Origin of the sequence: Nitrincola sp. (genome assembly GCF_048264025.1) — a bacterium.
Taxonomy (GTDB): Bacteria; Pseudomonadota; Gammaproteobacteria; order Pseudomonadales; family Balneatricaceae; genus Nitrincola.
This window is the reverse complement of record NZ_JBLXDN010000030.1, coordinates 1-17636: the sequence shown is the minus strand read 5'-3', so window position 1 is coordinate 17636 and position 17636 is coordinate 1. Positions and strand designations below refer to the sequence as shown.

The window sequence follows — 17636 nt, the reverse complement described above, 5'->3', positions numbered from 1 at the left end:
GATTTTGATGGATTTATTTTGGGTCAGGGATACAGCATGGGTAGTAGAGAACTACAGCGGTAAACGCTTCTGGGTAAATTATCTCATTACGGCTTTTGTGCTTTGGGTGTTGTTGTTTAATCTTCGAGGTTACTGGCACAGGCACCGAAAGGTTGCTATTGCCTTGCTGGTTTTTAGTGCAACTGCCTATTTTGCACAAAGTAGTTATTTCGGTGTGTACCGTAAATTTGTTACGGTTTTTGATTTCCGTTTTTTTGTTACAGACCCGGTTATGACCTTGGAGCTCTGGTGGGAGCATGGCCTTCTTGTAAAGCCCGCCGTGGTTACACTGGTTGCTTGTGGTATTTTGTTCGGCGTGATGCGCATGCGTCCGTCGCCTAGGCGTTGGCTGCGCTGGAGCCAAGGGGCCTTGGGTGTCGGGTTGTTTATGCTGGTGACTTTGAACTGGTATAGTGCCCCGCACTTTCAGTTGGCACCGGTGGCTTATGCAGGTAATTTGATCAGTGCCTTTGAATTTAACTTTAATCGCGATAATTATCCGGCAAAACCGACGCTGGTATACCGTGATATTGCACCAGCCGGTAGCCCCTCAATGGTGTTTGTTATTGGTGAATCCCTGAATGTTGATCATATGGGAGTGTATGGTTATGAACGTGATACGACACCCAACCTAAGCCGTTTATCTGCAACTCAACAAGTAGTAGCCATGCGTAATGCCGTCAGCATCGGTCCACGTACGCTGGCATCGGTGCCCTATATGTTGACCGGACTACAGGGTATCGATCCGCAGGGGCGTATCTATTCTGTACCAACACTATTCAATTATGCCAAAAGTGCTGGCTATTCAACGGCGCTAATTACAGCACAAGATTTTCAATGGCGTGATATGGATAAGTTGTTCGTTGATCAGGACATGGATCATTTCGAACAAGGCAGTGACTTCAGCCCGGATGTGAGTGTTTCAGTTGGTGCCGATGATTTGCTGGTTCTGGAAAAGGGCATTCGTCCTTGGTTGGCTGAACAGCGTGAAAGTGACCAACCCTTTATACTCGTGGTGCAGATGAGTGGTAGCCACACACCTTTCTCTCAGCAAGTACCTGAGTCGATGAAGCAGTTTGTGCCAGAAGAAAACCCAAACAGTATCAATGCCTATGACAATACCGTCTGGTATACCGATTATGTATTGAATGCATTGTTGGAATCCGTTCGTGCACTATCCCCTGATAGTTGGATGTTTTATTCCTCCGATCATGGTGAGCATGTAACCGGGAAGGGTGGTGCGTTTCATGGTGATTTTCAGGACGAGGTGACGCATAACTCTTTGCTGGTTTTTCCACCGGAATCGGCTTATGACGCAATAGCAGCTAAGGTCGATGCGCCACTGTCTCAGGCAGATGTATTTGCAACAATGCTGGCGCTGATGAAGGTGGATGCGGTCACACCAATAGATGGATTAAGTCTGTTAGCATCGATACCGGAAAATCGTTTGCGCATAGTCACTGCCTATATGAAAACACTGCACAATGATCCGCGTGCCGCCTTGGTTTTACCAGATCGCAGTATTTATGAAATCGATTTTGAGCATGGCAATGTGCGCATTCCCGGGAGTGAGATTGTGATCCCCTATACGCAGTGGGAGCTGAGTTATCGCAACTTGTTTGATCAATATTTGCTCGGTGATAGTAAGGAAGTCAATTGATGATGATCACTAAAACAACCGGGCTGAAGCGCTTTTATTATGCCACCCGGTATTCTATTAAGGGGATTAAAGCGGCTTATGTGAGTGAGCCAGCCTTTCGCTATGAAATCTGGGCCGCCGTGGTGTTGTTACCAGGCGCATTCTGGCTGGCCGAGTCGGGATTGCAGTTAGGGTTACTGATTAGTTCCCTGTTGCTGGTGTTGATTTTCGAGCTATTGAACACCGCGATAGAGGCCGTTGTTGATCGAACCGGTACAGAATTTAATACCTTGGCAGGCTTTGCCAAGGATCTGGGTTCTGCCGCTGTATTCTTTGCACTGATGATAACGCTGCTACTCTGGGGCGGCGTTGCCTGGGATAATCTGCTTGTGGCAGCCTAGTGCATCCTATCCGGCGGATTGTAGTTGTATTGTATGCAGTAATCCAAAAACTGACCCTGGGGGATTGGCCGACAGAAATAATATCCCTGAAACTGCCGGTAGCCTATTTGCTGTAAGAATTTTAGTTGCTCCAGAGTTTCTACCCCTTCGGCCATGACTTCAAAACCGAAGGCTTCTCCCAGTGACAGCACGGTGCGTACGATGGCTTCATTCTTACTATGGCTGTTGAGCATATCCTTGATGAAGGATTGGTCGACCTTTATTTGATCCAGTGGCAAGCGCTGTAAGTACTGCAGAGAGGAGTAGCCTGTACCGAAGTCATCCAGTGAAAGCTGCACATTAAGACTTGTCAGCGCTTTCATGGTTTCAACCACCCGGCTGAGATCATCTGCTAATAATGATTCAGTCAGCTCAAGCTTTAGCTGGCGTGGATTTGCTCCGCTGAGCTGCAGCGCCTGCTTGACCTGATCAATAAAGTCCTCCTGGTAAAACTGGCGTGTGCTGACATTCACCGAGAGTGAAATTCCGCGAGTAGAGGCGGATTCCTGCCAGCTTCGCAGTGTCATACAGGCGGTTTGCAGTACCCACTCACCTATCGCCAGGATGAGCCCTGAGCGCTCAGCGGTGGGTATAAAATGCAGTGGTGAGATCAGTCCTTTTTCTGGATTTATCCAACGAATTAATGCTTCAGCACCAATTACTCGGCCTTGTGCATTGGTTTGTGGCTGATAGTACAGGCAGAATTCATGGTTTTTTAATGCCTGGAGCAGCGCTGTGTGCAATTGAATATATTCTCTGGCAATCGTCGCTGCCTTGGCATCGTAGAAGGCTGTCTGGCTGCCATCTCCCTGCTTGGCCTGGTGCAAGGCTGAGTCAGCCTGTTGAACCAGTTGTGTAGCCGAAACTGGATCTGATGAGGTGGCGATGGCTATACCGACACTGGCGCTGCAAGATAACGGTTGGTTGTTGATAATAAAGGGCGAGGCCATCAGATCCATGACGCGTTCTGCCAAGCCTTCGGCTTCCAGAGCAACTGATTGAGGTTGATCGCTGAGTTGGTTAAACCAGAGTGCGAATTCGTCAGCGCTTAGACGCACCATCAAATCGGCATCTTTGAGCTTGTTGCGCATCCGGTGAGCGATCTGCAGTAACAAGTGGTCGCCGGTTTCCTGACCAAAAGAGTCGTTTACCAGCTTGAAGTTATTCAGGTCGAAACACAGCAATGCTCCAGCCGCATTAGTTTTTAGCTGCTGCTCCAAGGTTTCGGTGAGTAGCTTTCGGTTGGCTAAACCCGTTAATGGATCATGCAGGGTGAAATATTCCAGTTTGTCTTCAGCGGACTTTTGGCGGCTGAGATCAATAAAGGCTGCCACATAGTTGAGCGGTTCCTGGTTATCATTGAGTACCGGTTGTATGGTCAGATATTCAGGATATATCTTACCGTTTTTACGCTTATTCCAGATTTCACCTGCCCAATAGTGACGTGTCTTTATCTGCTGCCACATGGCTTCATAAAAGGTTAGGTCCTGGCGGCCGGATTTGAGCATGGCGGGTGTATTACCAATACACTCGTCAGCGGTGAAGCCAGTAATCTCAGTGAAAGCGCGGTTAACTTGCAAAATTCGGTTGTTAGCATCGGTAATGAACATGCCACTGGGTGTATCAAAGGCAATAGCCGCCAATTGCAGTGCTTTCTGCGACTGATCCAGGCGTTCAAGCATGGTGTTCACTTCCAGATAGAGCTTTCCGAATTCATTGTTTTCACGCGTAACGATACACTGCTGTAACTGATTTGAGTCACTGATGCGTTCAAGAAAACTGACCAGGCGCAAAATGGGTCCACTGAAGCGTTTTTCTACGGTTGCCGCTAGTATGTATGATGCCAGCATCATCAGCAGGCCTATCACCACCAGCGCCGGGGCATCGCGTTGAATGATCTGCAAAATCCGGGTTGCTTGCAACTGAATGTAGACCTGACCAAAGATACTACCCTGATAGCTGGCTGGCAGCATGAAATGCAGCCGGTCATCCCGGAGTTCTCCCTTTGCCAGTGCCGCCGACTGGTCAGCCAGATCGGCTGGAATAATTCGTTCAGCATTGTGCTGGTATTGATGTACCGGCTTTCCGTCGTGGTTATAGAGCACCATCGATTTCAGGGTGGGGAAGGAGACAAGCTTGGCTGAAATATCAGCCGCTACGGTAACATCGTTCAACAGCAGCAGGCGGGCAAAATCCTGACTCAATACCAATGCAACCGTTTCTGCCTGACTGACTGCGTGTTGTTGTTGGTTAGACATAAACCAGTAGAGAAATGAGCAATAACCGCTCAAACCGGTGATCGACACCAATAACATAATCATGACAATTAAGCGTCTGCGGATGGATCCTTTAAATCTAGGGTCTTTCATGCTCTACTTCTTAATACGGCTTATTAAAAGACGATAATTTAATCGGTTGCATCGGATTCATTAGACGGATTGGTAATTGGCAAGGCTGGATCATTGCCCCATTCTATCCATGAGCCATCGTAGACGGCTACCTTGTAACCCAGGGCTTGCATAATGACGTAATTCAAAGCCGCTTCTGCGCCACCGTCACAGTAGAGAATGATCTCCTGATCCTGAGGAAGCGCTTCATAAATGGGGGCCAGTGCAGACAGTTCGCGTATTTGATTACCTGTGTCAGAGGTTTCAAAGTTCTGGGAACAAGGAAAATTCAGTGCGGTTGGAACATGGCCAAAGCGTTTTGCTGTAGACTCCAGTCCTTGATAATGTGATTGGCTGCGACCGTCAAGGATCGGCTTTTTGTCGATGGCCAGCAGTGTTCCCAGTTTGGTTTGTAACCGGGTGTTATCCACCATCGGAATAAATTCTCTGGGTTCGGCTACAATAGTTTGTGTGCTCGTGGGTAATAAGCCATCAGGCCAGTTGCCATAACCGACATTCAGCAGGCTAACCTTTTCGTGACCAAGGGTTTCAAGCAACCAATAGAGGCGTGCAGCCCAGGTGAAGCTGCCGTCATCCATGGCGACTACATGGGTATGGTGGTCTATGCCTGCCTGGCTGAAGAGTTCACGCAGATAATCCAGTCGCGGCATGTTGAAATTTTCGTCAAACAACATCATGTAGTGGATGTTGACGGCTGATGTAATATGCCCTTGCTCAAACTGTTCGGCCTCACGCATGTCAATGATGCGTAGATTTTCGTCAGCCAGGTTTTGCTGTAGCCATTCAGCTGAAACAATGGGAGGGGATTCTGCCAGAACAGAGGTAACAGGGAGCAGGCACAACAGAAGGATTAGTGCACTGATTGGTAACCTGCAACGTAACAACATGACTGCATTCATGGTATCCCCAGAGTTTCAGATATGGCAGGGCCGTTTGCACACAAAATACGAAGGTGCGCACTTTCACAGGGATACTAGGGTGTATAGCGTTTACAGGTATTGATCCAGAACAAGCGTTGAGTGCTTTGGCTTGTAAACCCAAGCGAGTATTTTTGTTATATAGCGCTTGCCCCCTACTACCGGGGCTGGCAAAGTGGATGACTTGAACACAGGTCTTAAGGATAAAGCGTTGGCATTTCGATTTCGTCATTCTATTCGGATTGTACCCGGCGTTCGCCTGAAAAGCGGTAAACGGGGCATCAATCTTGCTGATACGGTAAGAGCTCAGGCTCTCTATGATCATGATCAGGCCATGTATGGCAATATTAATATGCCCAGTGCTGGCCTGACCTATCGTACAAGGTTTGATAATTCCAGAGCACATCAGCACCGTGCATTTCAGCAGAAACAGCAGCAGAAACAGCGGGAGCTGCTCTATGCTGCTGAAAATGAACAGTCAAAAAAATCTGGCATTGATCCGAAACAACTAAGTGTCTCTTTAGGTGATCAGGGACGGCTGCAGCTGTCACTGCCGGATGGTCGTCAATTGACCGATGAACAAATGATATCCCTGTGGGATTCCCATCCGCAGTTACTGCGGGGCTGGCTGGACGAGCAGGCTGCGCTGGTCAATGGTGATATTGCTGATTATATCGATCTATATCAGGAAGTCCCTGCGCTTGACACCAAAGTACCTTGTTATTTGCCTGCACCTTTTGCAGATCCTGAACCGTTACGTCCGGATCTACTAAAACTGCCAGCTGAACCCATCTATCCGCAGCCACCCGCTGTGCGCTTTTGGCATCGTCTGGTTCCAGGGCGGCAGCAACAATTGGTTCGGGCTCATCAGCAGGCCGTTCATGAGTGGCAGACAGCCAAGCTGCGCTGGAAAGCTGAAACACATCAGGCCAGGTCTGCGGCTGATCGTGCCAGGCAGCGCTATAAAGCCTATACCTCAGTATGGAAGGCTCGTAAAGCCGCGCATGACGCCGAGCAGTCTGTGTATGCCGAGCAGTTTGTGACCCTGTTAATGACTGATGAAGGTCTGATGACGGAGGTACTGATTGCTGAGCTTGAACAGTTGGACTGGCCTTGTGAAACGCTGGTAGATTTTCAGCTTGATCTGGATAATAAGCAGATATGGCTAGATCTGAAACTTCCTGCTCTGGATGCTATTCCTCTGCAGAGTGCGCAACTTGCCAGTGGAGGCCAGAGTCTGCAGCTGAAAGCAAAATCGGAAGCTCAGCGACACCGGGAGTATGCCCGTTATGCCCATGGTACCTTATTCAGATTGGTTGGCGTATTGCTGGCTAGTTTACCGGCGATTGATGAGATTACCGCCTCCGGGTATACCCAGCGGGTCAATCCGGAAACAGGTTTTGAGCAGGATGAGTATCTGCTGTCAGTACGTGTTCCACGGCAAGGTTTTTTGGAGTTGAATTTTGCAGCACTGGATCAGCTCGATCCGCTTGTGGTTCTGGCTCAGTTTATCATGCGTCGTGATATGGATTCTGCATGCCACTTCCGTGCCATAAAGCCATTTGAACCCTTTGAACCGGGTAAAGATTAATTTATTACTCAGTTTAAGTGTGTTTATTTAGTTTTTTTAATTGTTAAAGGCATATGTAAAGTAATGGTATAGGGTCTATGGTCGCTATATTATAATACTGTGTCGTTTTCGAAGTTGTAATTACATTGGGTAGACCATTTAATGAAGCGTGTTTAATTAAATGGGGTTGTCTTAATGAATTATCTAATCGGAAAAAAAATAGCAAAGACGCTTTCTGTGGCTTGTGTATTTGCTTTTTGTGGAACTGCAGTAGCTGAAACTACCTTGCGTTTTCATAGCGGTCTGGCTCAAAGCCGTCCTGAAGCAGCGCATATTGATGAGTTTGCTCGTCTGGTCAGTGAAAAGTCTAATGGCGAGCTCAAGGTTGAGGTTTATCATGGCGGTGGGTTAGGCCTTAAAGAAGCCGATATACTACGTACTTTGCAACGTGGCATGGTCGATATGGCGCTAATGTATGGTGAATACTATACACGTGACGCCCCAGCGCTTTCGACAGTTTATGCTCAGGGTGCTATTACCCAATCTGAGCAACACCTTGAAATCCTGCCGGTGATTACTGAGCTTTATAATGAAGGCTATAAAAAATGGGGCATCACCACTATTGGTGGAGTAGTTGCGCCTATTTTTGATGTCGGTTTGCATTGTAAAGAGCCGATTAATTCCCTGGAAGGTCTTCAAGGGAAAAAAGTTCGCGTATGGTCTCGTCACCTGGTAGATACCTTTGAAGAGCTGGGCATTGCTGCACAGGTTATCCCTCAGAATGATATGTATATGGCACTTCAGACGGGTGTAGTCGACTGTGCTTATTATTTATCAACGGTCGCAAAAACCGTTTCATTGCATGAAGTGACAGAGTATGAGGCTTACCTGCATCCTTGGGCGGCTTCACCCTGGCAGTTTGGTATCAGTGATGTAAGCCTGGCGAAACTAACCGATACACAGCAGGCAGCATTGCGGGAAGCCGCTATGGAAGTATGGGATATCACCCGTGAACTGTCTGTCGATCCAGAGCGTGAAAGCTTGGCAAGGGAAGAGCGTGCTGAGTTGGGTATCACCCTTCTGGAGCCTTTTTCAGATGAAGATGTGGAAACCTTCGTAAATGCGGCCTGGAAGGTATGGCAGTCAATGGCAGAAAATGCTGGAGACGATGGCGTCAGATACTATGAGACGGTAACCAGCCACCTTTCTAACTAACGTAAATGAATTTATATAGCCCCTGGGTCTTGGCCTAGGGGCTTATAGGTGTTGTAAATGAATTTTTATAAAACAATTATTGATAGAGTGGCACATTATTGCTTTTTGCTAGGCGTTATTAGTGGCATGGCTATGACGTTGCTGATATTTGTCAGTACGTTAATGCGTTATATTGGTGGTAAGCCGGTACGATTTTCTGATGAATTAGCTGGATTGCTATTTATCTCATTGGCATTCTTTTGCTTGCCGCATATCCTGAATAAAGGCAGGCATATACGTATTGAAATTTTGCTGCAAATTTTACCTAAGAAATTAGTTATGATTGCTGATTTTTTTGCCACGGTTGCGTTAGTTTTGTTTTGTGCAATTTTTCTTTATGAATCTTATGATTTTATGAACTTCTCTAAAGAGATTAGTTCAACAACAGATATTAGCGGTATTCTTTTGTGGCCTTGGATGGCCATTATGCCTTTCTCTATGGTTTTATGCATTTTAGTGCAGTTTCGGCATGGTTTTAAGCAGCCGGCTCTTCAAAGACATGATAACGAGGATGTGTATTTATGAGCTGGGTACTATTGAGTGGAAGTTTATTTGTTTTGTTGTCAACGGGAGCCGTGTTAGGGGCTGCGCTAGGTCTTACCGGTATGATTTTGCTGCATTTCCAGGCTAATGGTGCAACGCCATTGGCAATAACGGCTACCTGGAACCTATTGACCGATTTCACATTAAGTGCAGTGCCACTGTTTATTTTTCTGGGCGAGATTTTATTAGCCAGCGGTGTTTCCAAGCGTGTATACAATGGCCTGACACCCTTGTTCAAACGAGTTCCGGGCCAGTTGCTGCACACTAATATAGCTGTTTGCACTATATTTGGAGCTGTCAGTGGTTCGAGTACCTCTACGGCGGCGGCTATTGGTTCGGTAGGTTATCCAGAACTTAAGCGGCGAGGCTACAATCCCAGCATTGTTGTGGGAACCCTGGCGGCCGGAGGAACGCTGGGTCTGTTGATACCACCTAGTCTTGCATTGATTATTTATGGAGCGACACAAAGCGTATCCATTGGACAGCTGTTTCTTGCCGGGATGATCCCAGGCCTGTTGATTGCTTTCAGCTTTTCAGTATGGATCATGATACGTTCCAAAATAGGAGAGCCTGTTACACCCACGGCGATGGATCGTATGGATTGGGGTGAGGTGCGCCGTGGCATTCTGCAGATTTGGCCTTTGCCCATCCTGATATTTTTTGTGCTGGGGACGATCTATCTGGGGATTGCAACGCCGACAGAGTCGGCTGCGCTGGGTGTTATGGCAAGCATTCTGATTGGCTTTACCTGGGGGGATCTTAACCTTAGACGGCTTTGGATCGCCTTCCAGCGTGCTTCATTTATGTTTGCTGCAATCGGTATGATTCTTGTAGGTACAGTGATCCTGTCTCAGGCTGTCAGTATCCTGGGTATTCCCAGAGCCGCTGTGGATGCCATAGGTGGTTTTGGCTTGGGCCCCTACGGTGTGCTCTTTATGATCGTGATTGTCTATATCGTGCTGGGGTGCTTTTTCGATGGTATTTCACTGTTGTTAATGACCTTACCAATCACCTTTCCGATGATTACCAGCCTTGGTTTTGATCCTATCTGGTTTGGCATTATTGTTACGTTGCTGATTGAAATAGGTATGATCACACCACCGGTTGGGTTGAATCTGTTTGTATTGTCATCTATATCGAATAATGATGTCACTATTACAGATGCTGCCAAAGCGTCATTACCCTATTGGTTGATACTGTTGGGTTCGGTGCTGGTGTTCACCCTCTATCCTGACATTATTCTCTGGATTACCCGCCTATAACCTACACTTGGAACGCATCAAAAAGGGAGCCTGGGCTCCCTTTTTTTATTGAGTCATATACCTGGGCAGCCAGAGGGCTATGTCCGGCCATATACTGATGATGACTGCCGCAATACACATCAAAATAAAGAAGGGGAAAGCGGCCAGGGCAACCCGGCTGATGCTTTCCCCAGTCAGGCTTTGTAGCACAAACAGGTTGAATCCTACTGGTGGTGTGATTTGTCCCAACTCAATCATGATGATGAGAAAAATACCAAACCAGATAGGGTCAAACCCAGCCATGATGACAATGGGTAAAGTAATGGGCAGACTCATCACAGTGATGGAAATACCATCGAGGAACAGACCCAGCACAATGTAAAACACGGCAAGTGCAACCAGCAGCATTAAGGGGCTGAAATTCTGACCGGCAATCCAGGCCGCCAACTCTCTGGGCAGGTGCAGATAACCCATAGCTGTGGATAGCAGCATGGCGGTTACCAGCAAACTACACACCATAATAGTCGTAATGAGAGTCCCTTTGAGGGCTTCAATCAGCAGGCTAATGTTGAGTTGCCTTTCTAATGACAAGAGTACCAGTGTCGCAGCGACACCTACAGCAGCGGCTTCAGAGGGAGTTGCAATGCCGGTGTAGATTGACCCGATAACAATGCATATCAATACCAGAATAGGAGATAAGAGTACCAGCGACTGCCATATAGTCTGTCCTGGTATTTCCTGTTTTGGTGCCAGGTGGGGAGACAACACTGATCTGGCGATAATATACAGCGCATAGAGTACCGCAATAAGTAATCCGGGGATGACGCCTGCCATGAACAATTGGCTAATCGACACCTCGGCCTGTACACCGTAAACAATCATTACGATAGAAGGAGGGATCAGCAATCCCAGGCTGCCGGCACCGGCGAGTGAACCTATCGACAGATTGCGGTCGTAACCGCGCGCCTTGAGTTCTTGTGTGGTGATCTTTCCTATCGTAGCGGTTGTCGCGGCACTGGAGCCACTGACGGCTGCAAATAGTGTACACCCCAACACATTGGTGTGAAGTATTCCACCAGGCAAATGGCTGGTAAGCGGCACCAGGCCTTTAAAAAGACGTTCAGAGAGATTGGATCTAAATATCAACTCTCCCATCAGAATAAACAGAGGAATTGCTGATAGTTCCCAGCTGTTGCTGGCGCGATAGAGGATTCTTGAAAAAATCAGACCTATTCTGTCAGGCTGAAAATCGCCCAAGAGTAACAATGAGGCGATTGAAACCGCCAGCATTGATGCAAAGATCCATGTGCCCATGGATAAGAAAAATATTAGAAATGCCGCTACACCAATAGCAACCCAGAAAATATCCATACGAATGCCTATTCAAGTTCAGCTTATTGCTTTTCAGAAAGGTAGTTTGTGCGAAGTACCAGTATTTTTAATGATCGAATTAACAGCGTTAATCCAACCAGCCACATGCCGATCAGAACAGCACCTTCTGGAATCCATATTGGCGTTTCTGCCATGGTATCGCTGATGATTCCGCGACTATAGCTACGCTGAACATTTTTGAACCAGAAGATAGATATCCATAAAAAACAGCCTGCTGTTATCAGACTGCTGAATAGCTCCAGTGGCCAATGATATTTGCTTGGGAAACGATCCAGAATCAGGGAGACTCGAATGAGTCCCCCCTTTTCCAGTACGTAAGGAAGCCCTAGAAATGTCATGACTGCTACAGCGTATCCAATATACTCATCCAGAATAAATGTAGACTTTCCTAACATTCTTAATATGATCTCAATGAGTATATGAGCAAGCATATAAATGATTAGAATGATGGAAATGGTAGCACCAATTCTGTTAAGTATTTTTGATAAGCTTTCAAAGAGTCGTAACAAGAGCATTATTCACCTCGGAATTGACTCATAATCGTTACGCCGTTTTCGCCAGTAGTTTCAAGCCAGTTTTCAACCACGCTTGAAGCCGCTTCTGACAGAGCTCCAAATAATTCTTCGGAAACCGGATCATTGATGGTTATGTTATGCTCACTCAGCGTTTTATAGTTTTCTTCTGTACGATTTTTAACCGCTTTCCAATTATGCTCATCAGTTAATTTTGCGGCTTCCATAATGGCTGCCTGCTGCGCTTCATTTAAACTATCAAACGCGGCTTTGTTCATGTGAACCATGTTCAATGGAATCGCATATTGAATGGCTGCAAAGTGATCCTGATGTTCCCAGAAGCTCCCGCTTGCGCCGGCTTCCGCTGATGTCAACACAGCCGAAATACCGCCTGTTGCCAGTTGCGGTACGACATCACCCCATGACAAGCTGACAGGCGCTGCGCCGATATTACGAAAGGTTTCTGTACCATTACGGTCGAATGTTCTGATTCTCAGGTTTTGCAGGTCATCTTGACTATTAATGGCTGTTTTTGACCAGACCCCGCTAGGCGGCCAGGGGGATGCATACAGCAGGATTTGGTCATTATCTTCAAAGACTTCTTCATAGAAGGGTTTGGCGATTTCGTAGAGACGATGAGCGTCATTTATATCATCGACAATGAATGGCAGTGAAGAGAGCAGGAAAATAGGATCAATACCACTCATTGTTCCAGATAGCGTGTCTGCAATTTCAACCGCTCCGTCTGCAACAGCATAGAAATGATCACCGGAGTTGAATCCCAGAGCACCCCCGGTATGTAAAGTGATATTAATACCACCTTCGGTTAATTCAGTTACTCTATCAATAAAATAGGCATCGCCCTCTGCATGAATAGAGCTGGCGTTATATTCATTAGAAAAATCCATGCTGATATTTTCAGCGAATGCCTGGATTGAAAAAACGCTTGCTCCGATAATCATTGAAGTTAATAATTTATGGCTTAATCGAAAGCCTTTGGTCGTAATAGCGTTGCTTGTCATGCTTTAGTCCTAATGTTGGTGAATACCTTTTCAGACTATATTGAGTTAAAAATTTAATTAACACGAATGCGACATATGTCTGCCAGTAAGCGACAAGTAATTCAATGATCCTGGTATATTGGAGACTTGTTGTTAATCCTGAACAAGTGGTTAGGATTTTAAATTTTTACTTGTATGGATATATAGCCCTTAAATTATAAGGGCTATTATGTAAGCTTTTCTTGGATGGCTTAATTCATATTATCTTAAAGCTGTTTGTTTAGTTTTTTCTTATATATGAGGGGTATAAAACTCATCACTTGCAGTGCAATAAGTCCGGCAAAAGCTATGCGAAGTGAACCAGGTACTGATGCGCCGTTTTGCTGCAGTAGATCCAGCGCAATCCCCAATCCCCACTGGACGATAAAGGCACCAGCGAAGGCCATCAAATTGATGGCTGTACTGACACGACCAAAGGCTGACTTAGGGAAGTTAGCGGCTGTGGCAATGTAGGTTTGTGCATTTACTGAGGATAAAACTCCCAGTAGGAACCAAAAGAGCAGTATTGGCCCCCAACCAGACAGGATCAATCCCTGTACCAGCAACATTATACCGTAGCCGACTTGCATAAAATTAAGTGGCGTGACACCCCGCTGGCTAAGTCTCGTGCCAAACAGACCCACGGAGAGTTGGCCTGTCAGCATACCGAGGTTGAGAATCATCAAGTAACTGGCAGCCTGGTTCAAGGGTAAGCCATTTACATTCATGAGCCAGGGGACGGCCCAGAGACTTTGCATCGCCATAAACCCCCCTGTAAAAAAGGTGGCAGACCCGGCGAAGCGAAGAAAATCTGGTGCAATAAAAATTCCGGCTACAGATTTCAGTGTTGAACCCAGGGACTCGTGAGAGGTTTGCTTTATATCCCCGGGTAGTACAAAAAACACTAATGCGGACAGGGCGGCGGCAAGACTGGCGATCACCCAGAAAACGCCCCGCCAGCCGAGAAAGGGGAGCATTGCTTCCATTGGGGTGCTCGCGGTTAAGGCGCCCAAGGCACCAGCGGCCATGATAAACCCGGTCATTGAGCTTTGACGCTCAGCTGGATACCACATGGCGAAACCTTTCAGGCCTGCCATCAAACAGGCTGAAACGCCCAAGCCTATAAGACCACGTGCCAAGGTTAGCTGTCCTAGCGAGTCGCCCATGGCAAAGGCTGCAGAGCCCACAGCCGCCAGCAACAACAAGCTACCCAGTACACGCTTGGGGCCGTAACGATCCAGGGCAATGCCCAGCGGGATTTGTGCCACCCCAAAGGTTAAGAAATACACACTCGTTAGTAAGCCAAGGTCGGCGGCAGATAGGGCCAGGTCCTGAGTCAGATCGGGTGAAATGACAGCATTCACTGTACGCAGCAGATAGGATAGGTAATAACCGAGAGCAAAGGGCAGAAAAATGACTACCCAGGTTGCCGGACGTTGGCTTAACGACATGATTTAAATCCTGAAAATAGATACAGACATTCTACCTATCAGCAAAGGTGTTGGCTGGTAAGCTGAACAAAAAGGCGTAACATAACCGATTTTAGCACTAGCAGGCCATCATAAAGAGGATAAATAAAGTTGATACATGTTGGCCAAAGCAGTTATATCAGGCTGACATAGGCCATTATTTATTGCCGTTACTTATAGATGCGTTAATCTGAGATTCATTATGATGATAAATTTGCTGAAATACCTATTGCTACCTCCAGCGTTACAGGCATTAACTGTGCTGTTTGGATTGCTATTGATCGGGTTGGGGCGGCGTTTTCTGGGTGGCTTGTTAGTGTTTTTTGCGGGCTTGTCACTCTGGTTGCTGGGGTTGCCCGTTATCAGTTACTCACTACAGCAATCGCTGGAGCACTTTCCACCGGTCAGTATGGAAGCGGTGAGCTCCGCTGAGGTGATTGTTGTGTTGGGAGGCGGGCGTGCTTTTGATGGTGCTGAGTACGGTTGGCCGGATGCTCCCAGTGAGCAAACCATCAGTCGGCTGGCTTACTCGGCATTCCTGCAGCGGCAGAGTGGCTTACCTATTCTGCTCACGGGAGGGCGAGTTTATGGTGAAGAATACAGTGAAGCCGAACTGATGCAGTGGCTGCTTAAATCGGGCTTTGATCTGAGTGCCGATTGGGTTGAAGATCGTAGCCGCAACACCTATGAGAATGCCGCTTACTCAGCTGAAATGCTTCGACAGGCCGGCTTGTCGCAGGTTGTTCTGGTCAGTCAGGCCTGGCATTTGAACCGGGCTGTGCCGGTATTTGAAGCACAGGGTTTACAGGTACTGCCCGCGCCTATCCAATTTGCTACTCCGCCACCTGAGGGGTTAGTCAGCTGGCTACCAACGTCCTACCATTTTCGACAAAGCTCTCAAGCCTTGCATGAATGGTTAGGCTTGTTTGTATATCGACTGATGAAACACATCTAACTCGATCAAATCCTGGAATTCGCTGCGTTATAACGGCCAGTATAAGGCTAAAGGGGGCGGCGACTAAGAAAACGACTCTGTGCTATTCTCAAACAAGGGTTGGTGAATGATTACCAGGCTTGTGTAGTCAGATGCAAATAACAACAAAAGGAACATTATAATGGGTAGAGAAGTCGTTGTTTTAAGTGCCGTACGTTCAGCCATTGGTGCCTTTGGGGGCGGATTGAGTTCCATAGAGCCGCATGAGCTTGCCGGTAAAGTGATGAAAGAGGCCGTGAGTCGTTCACAGGTAAATACGGACCTGATTAACTATGTCACAGTGGGTAATTGCATACCCACGGACGCACGCTTTGCCTATGTGGCACGCGTCGCCTCTATCCAGGCTGGCCTGCCGATGGAATCTGTCGCCATGGCAGTCAACCGCTTGTGTAGTTCAGGACTACAAGCAATAGTGACCACCGCGCAGAATATTCTGTTGGGCGATTGTGATTACGGTATCGGTGGCGGTGTTGAGGTGATGTCTCGTTCAGGGTACCTGTCTCCAGCGATGCGCTCGGGGGCACGCATGGGTGACACCAGTATGATTGATATGATGGTCGCGACGCTGAATGATCCTTTTGGTGTCGGACATATGGGGATTACCGCCGAGAATCTGGCTGAAAAATGGGGTATCAGCCGCGAGGAGCAGGATGCATTTGCGGTAGAATCACACGCTCGTGCGGCACGCGCCATTGAAGAAGGACGGTTTAAGTCTCAAATCGTACCGATCACCTTTGAAACCCGCAAAGGGACCGTGGTGATTGACACCGATGAGCATGTAAAACCAGGCACTACGCTTGAGAGCTTGGGCAAAATGCGTCCTGCCTTCAAAAAAGATGGAACAGTAACTGCGGGCAATGCCTCCGGTATTAATGATGGCGCTGCCTTTATGGTGCTGGCTTCTGCCGACGCGGCCGCCAGTGCCGGACATAAGCCGATTGCACGCATTGTTTCTTACGCTGTAGCCGGCGTACCTAACGATATCATGGGTGAAGGCCCGATACCTGCATCACGTCTGGCACTGAAGAAGGCTGGTTTGTCTCTGGACGATATGGATGTCATTGAGTCCAATGAAGCCTTTGCCGCGCAGGCTTTGGCTGTTGCCAAGGGTTTGGGCTTAGATATGCAGAAAACCAATCCAAATGGTGGTGCAATTGCGTTGGGGCATCCGGTGGGTTGCTCCGGGGCGTTTATTGCTACCAAGGCGCTTTACGAGCTTGAGCGAACTGGTGGGCGTTATGCACTTGTCACTATGTGTATTGGCGGTGGCCAAGGAATCGCGACCATTTTTGAACGTCTGTAAATATTAGGTCGGTGCCAAACCTTCTCTCTTGACCTAAATAGGTGCAAAAAGAGAGAGGGTTTACGCCGAAAGCGCAGATTCCTGGTGTGTCTATTTTTATGTGTTTGTAAAATGAAACAGCCGCTTGATTGTCGTCGTAAGCGTCTTTTTTATTTAAGAATTATGGTTTGTTTTGAAGTCTAATAGAGCGACTGGTGTCGATTGATATTTAAAATTTCGTTGATGATGGGTATAAAAAAATATAGTATATATAGATAATTTTAATTTAAATATCATATAGTTTTCCTATACTCAGGTGTCATCCGGAACTTGGGTATGAAGCAGCCCAAATAAATACTTTTATATTTACTATAATCTCTATTATGTCTAGGTTTAATTAATCTAGATGCCGTGCAGACGCGCTGAACTGATGTTTATAGCATGAATAGGTAGTTACTGGTCATTGGCCGTATTATCCAGCGTGGTGAATCAAGGTGTCTATTTCTCTCAAAGTAACCACAGCAATGCTCTTTATGGCCTTGGTTTTGGGCCTAACCGTCGTTGGTTTACAGCGCTATTTGGTGAACACCGAGTTTCAATTTCTGGAGCAGGAGTTTGCTAAGCTTAACATTGACCGGATTATCAATCGATTTTCGCTGGAGCTTAATAGTATCGATGCGACCGTTTACGACTGGTCTGCCTGGGACGACACCTACACCTTTGCCCAAGACCGTAATGCGGGTTATGTTGAAGCAAATTTGTACCCGAATACCTTTCTCAATTTTGGTACCAATATTGTACTTTTCGTTGACCTGCAGGGGTAATCGTTCATTCTAGGACGTTATAGACTTACTTCACATCCTTAAGTGGTCTGAGAAGACCTGGTGATACCTTAT

Annotated in this window: 15 protein-coding genes; 9 read left to right on the top strand and 6 right to left on the bottom strand. The window is 47.1% G+C overall.

Features of this window, described 5'->3' with window-relative positions:
- Positions 1–7 precede the first annotated feature (7 nt).
- Both ACN0R1_RS16660 and ACN0R1_RS16655 read left to right on the top strand, forming a co-directional pair.
- Positions 8–1699: a phosphoethanolamine transferase gene (locus tag ACN0R1_RS16660; protein WP_417584906.1), complete on the top strand. Its 1692-nt coding sequence runs from the start codon at positions 8–10 to the stop codon at positions 1697–1699.
- Positions 1699–2079, top strand: coding sequence for a diacylglycerol kinase (locus ACN0R1_RS16655; protein ID WP_417584904.1), 381 nt, complete (start codon positions 1699–1701; stop codon positions 2077–2079). Before ACN0R1_RS16660 ends, ACN0R1_RS16655 begins: the two co-directional genes overlap by 1 nt.
- Here the strand turns inward: ACN0R1_RS16655 and ACN0R1_RS16650 are convergent.
- Together ACN0R1_RS16650 and ACN0R1_RS16645 are read right to left on the bottom strand one after the other, a co-directional pair.
- A complete protein-coding gene (locus ACN0R1_RS16650) occupies positions 2076–4487 on the bottom strand; it encodes a putative bifunctional diguanylate cyclase/phosphodiesterase (RefSeq protein WP_417584902.1) in 2412 nt (803 codons plus the stop codon). The genes ACN0R1_RS16655 and ACN0R1_RS16650 overlap by 4 nt on opposite strands.
- Before the next feature lie 38 nt (positions 4488–4525).
- Entirely contained in the window at positions 4526–5425 is a 900-nt protein-coding gene (locus tag ACN0R1_RS16645) for a sulfurtransferase (protein ID WP_417584900.1), read from the bottom strand.
- A gap of 193 nt (positions 5426–5618) precedes the next feature.
- On the opposite strand from ACN0R1_RS16645, the gene ACN0R1_RS16640 reads away from it, so the two are divergent.
- The 4 genes from ACN0R1_RS16640 (at position 5619) to ACN0R1_RS16625 (ending at position 10072) form a co-directional block, all read left to right on the top strand.
- Positions 5619–7034: a DUF4236 domain-containing protein gene (locus ACN0R1_RS16640; RefSeq protein ID WP_417584898.1), complete on the top strand. Its 1416-nt coding sequence runs from the start codon at positions 5619–5621 to the stop codon at positions 7032–7034.
- Between the two features lie 174 nt (positions 7035–7208).
- Entirely contained in the window at positions 7209–8228 is a 1020-nt protein-coding gene (gene dctP, locus ACN0R1_RS16635) for a TRAP transporter substrate-binding protein DctP (protein ID WP_417584896.1), read from the top strand.
- Positions 8229–8285: 57 nt separating this feature from the next.
- Positions 8286–8792, top strand: coding sequence for a TRAP transporter small permease (locus ACN0R1_RS16630; protein ID WP_417584894.1), 507 nt, complete (start codon positions 8286–8288; stop codon positions 8790–8792).
- Positions 8789–10072, top strand: a complete 1284-nt coding sequence (locus tag ACN0R1_RS16625) for a TRAP transporter large permease (protein WP_417584892.1) — start codon at positions 8789–8791, stop codon at positions 10070–10072. The genes ACN0R1_RS16630 and ACN0R1_RS16625 overlap by 4 nt, the downstream gene beginning before the upstream one ends.
- A gap of 45 nt (positions 10073–10117) precedes the next feature.
- Here ACN0R1_RS16625 and ACN0R1_RS16620 read toward each other — a convergent pair whose 3' ends face one another.
- From ACN0R1_RS16620 to ACN0R1_RS16605, 4 genes are all read right to left on the bottom strand, one after another.
- Positions 10118–11422: a TRAP transporter large permease gene (locus ACN0R1_RS16620; protein ID WP_417584890.1), complete on the bottom strand. Its 1305-nt coding sequence runs from the start codon at positions 11420–11422 to the stop codon at positions 10118–10120.
- A gap of 23 nt (positions 11423–11445) precedes the next feature.
- On the bottom strand, positions 11446–11958 hold the full coding sequence (locus ACN0R1_RS16615) for a TRAP transporter small permease (RefSeq protein WP_417584888.1): 513 nt from the start codon (positions 11956–11958) through the stop codon (positions 11446–11448).
- Positions 11958–12977, bottom strand: a complete 1020-nt coding sequence (locus ACN0R1_RS16610; protein WP_417584886.1) for a TRAP transporter substrate-binding protein — start codon at positions 12975–12977, stop codon at positions 11958–11960. The genes ACN0R1_RS16615 and ACN0R1_RS16610 overlap by 1 nt, the downstream gene beginning before the upstream one ends.
- A 245-nt stretch (positions 12978–13222) precedes the next feature.
- Positions 13223–14446, bottom strand: coding sequence for an MFS transporter (locus ACN0R1_RS16605; RefSeq protein ID WP_417584884.1), 1224 nt, complete (start codon positions 14444–14446; stop codon positions 13223–13225).
- 220 nt (positions 14447–14666) lie between these two features.
- On the opposite strand from ACN0R1_RS16605, the gene ACN0R1_RS16600 reads away from it, so the two are divergent.
- From ACN0R1_RS16600 to ACN0R1_RS16590, 3 genes are all read left to right on the top strand, one after another.
- Positions 14667–15419 (top strand): YdcF family protein, encoded by a 753-nt coding sequence (locus tag ACN0R1_RS16600; RefSeq protein ID WP_417584882.1) that lies wholly within the window; start codon positions 14667–14669, stop codon positions 15417–15419.
- Between the two features lie 160 nt (positions 15420–15579).
- Entirely contained in the window at positions 15580–16761 is a 1182-nt protein-coding gene (locus ACN0R1_RS16595) for an acetyl-CoA C-acyltransferase family protein (RefSeq protein WP_417584880.1), read from the top strand.
- Positions 16762–17234: 473 nt separating this feature from the next.
- Positions 17235–17564 carry a CHASE4 domain-containing protein gene (locus ACN0R1_RS16590; RefSeq protein WP_417584878.1) on the top strand — a complete coding sequence of 110 codons (330 nt, stop codon included), beginning with the start codon at positions 17235–17237 and terminating at the stop codon, positions 17562–17564.
- Positions 17565–17636 lie beyond the last annotated feature (72 nt).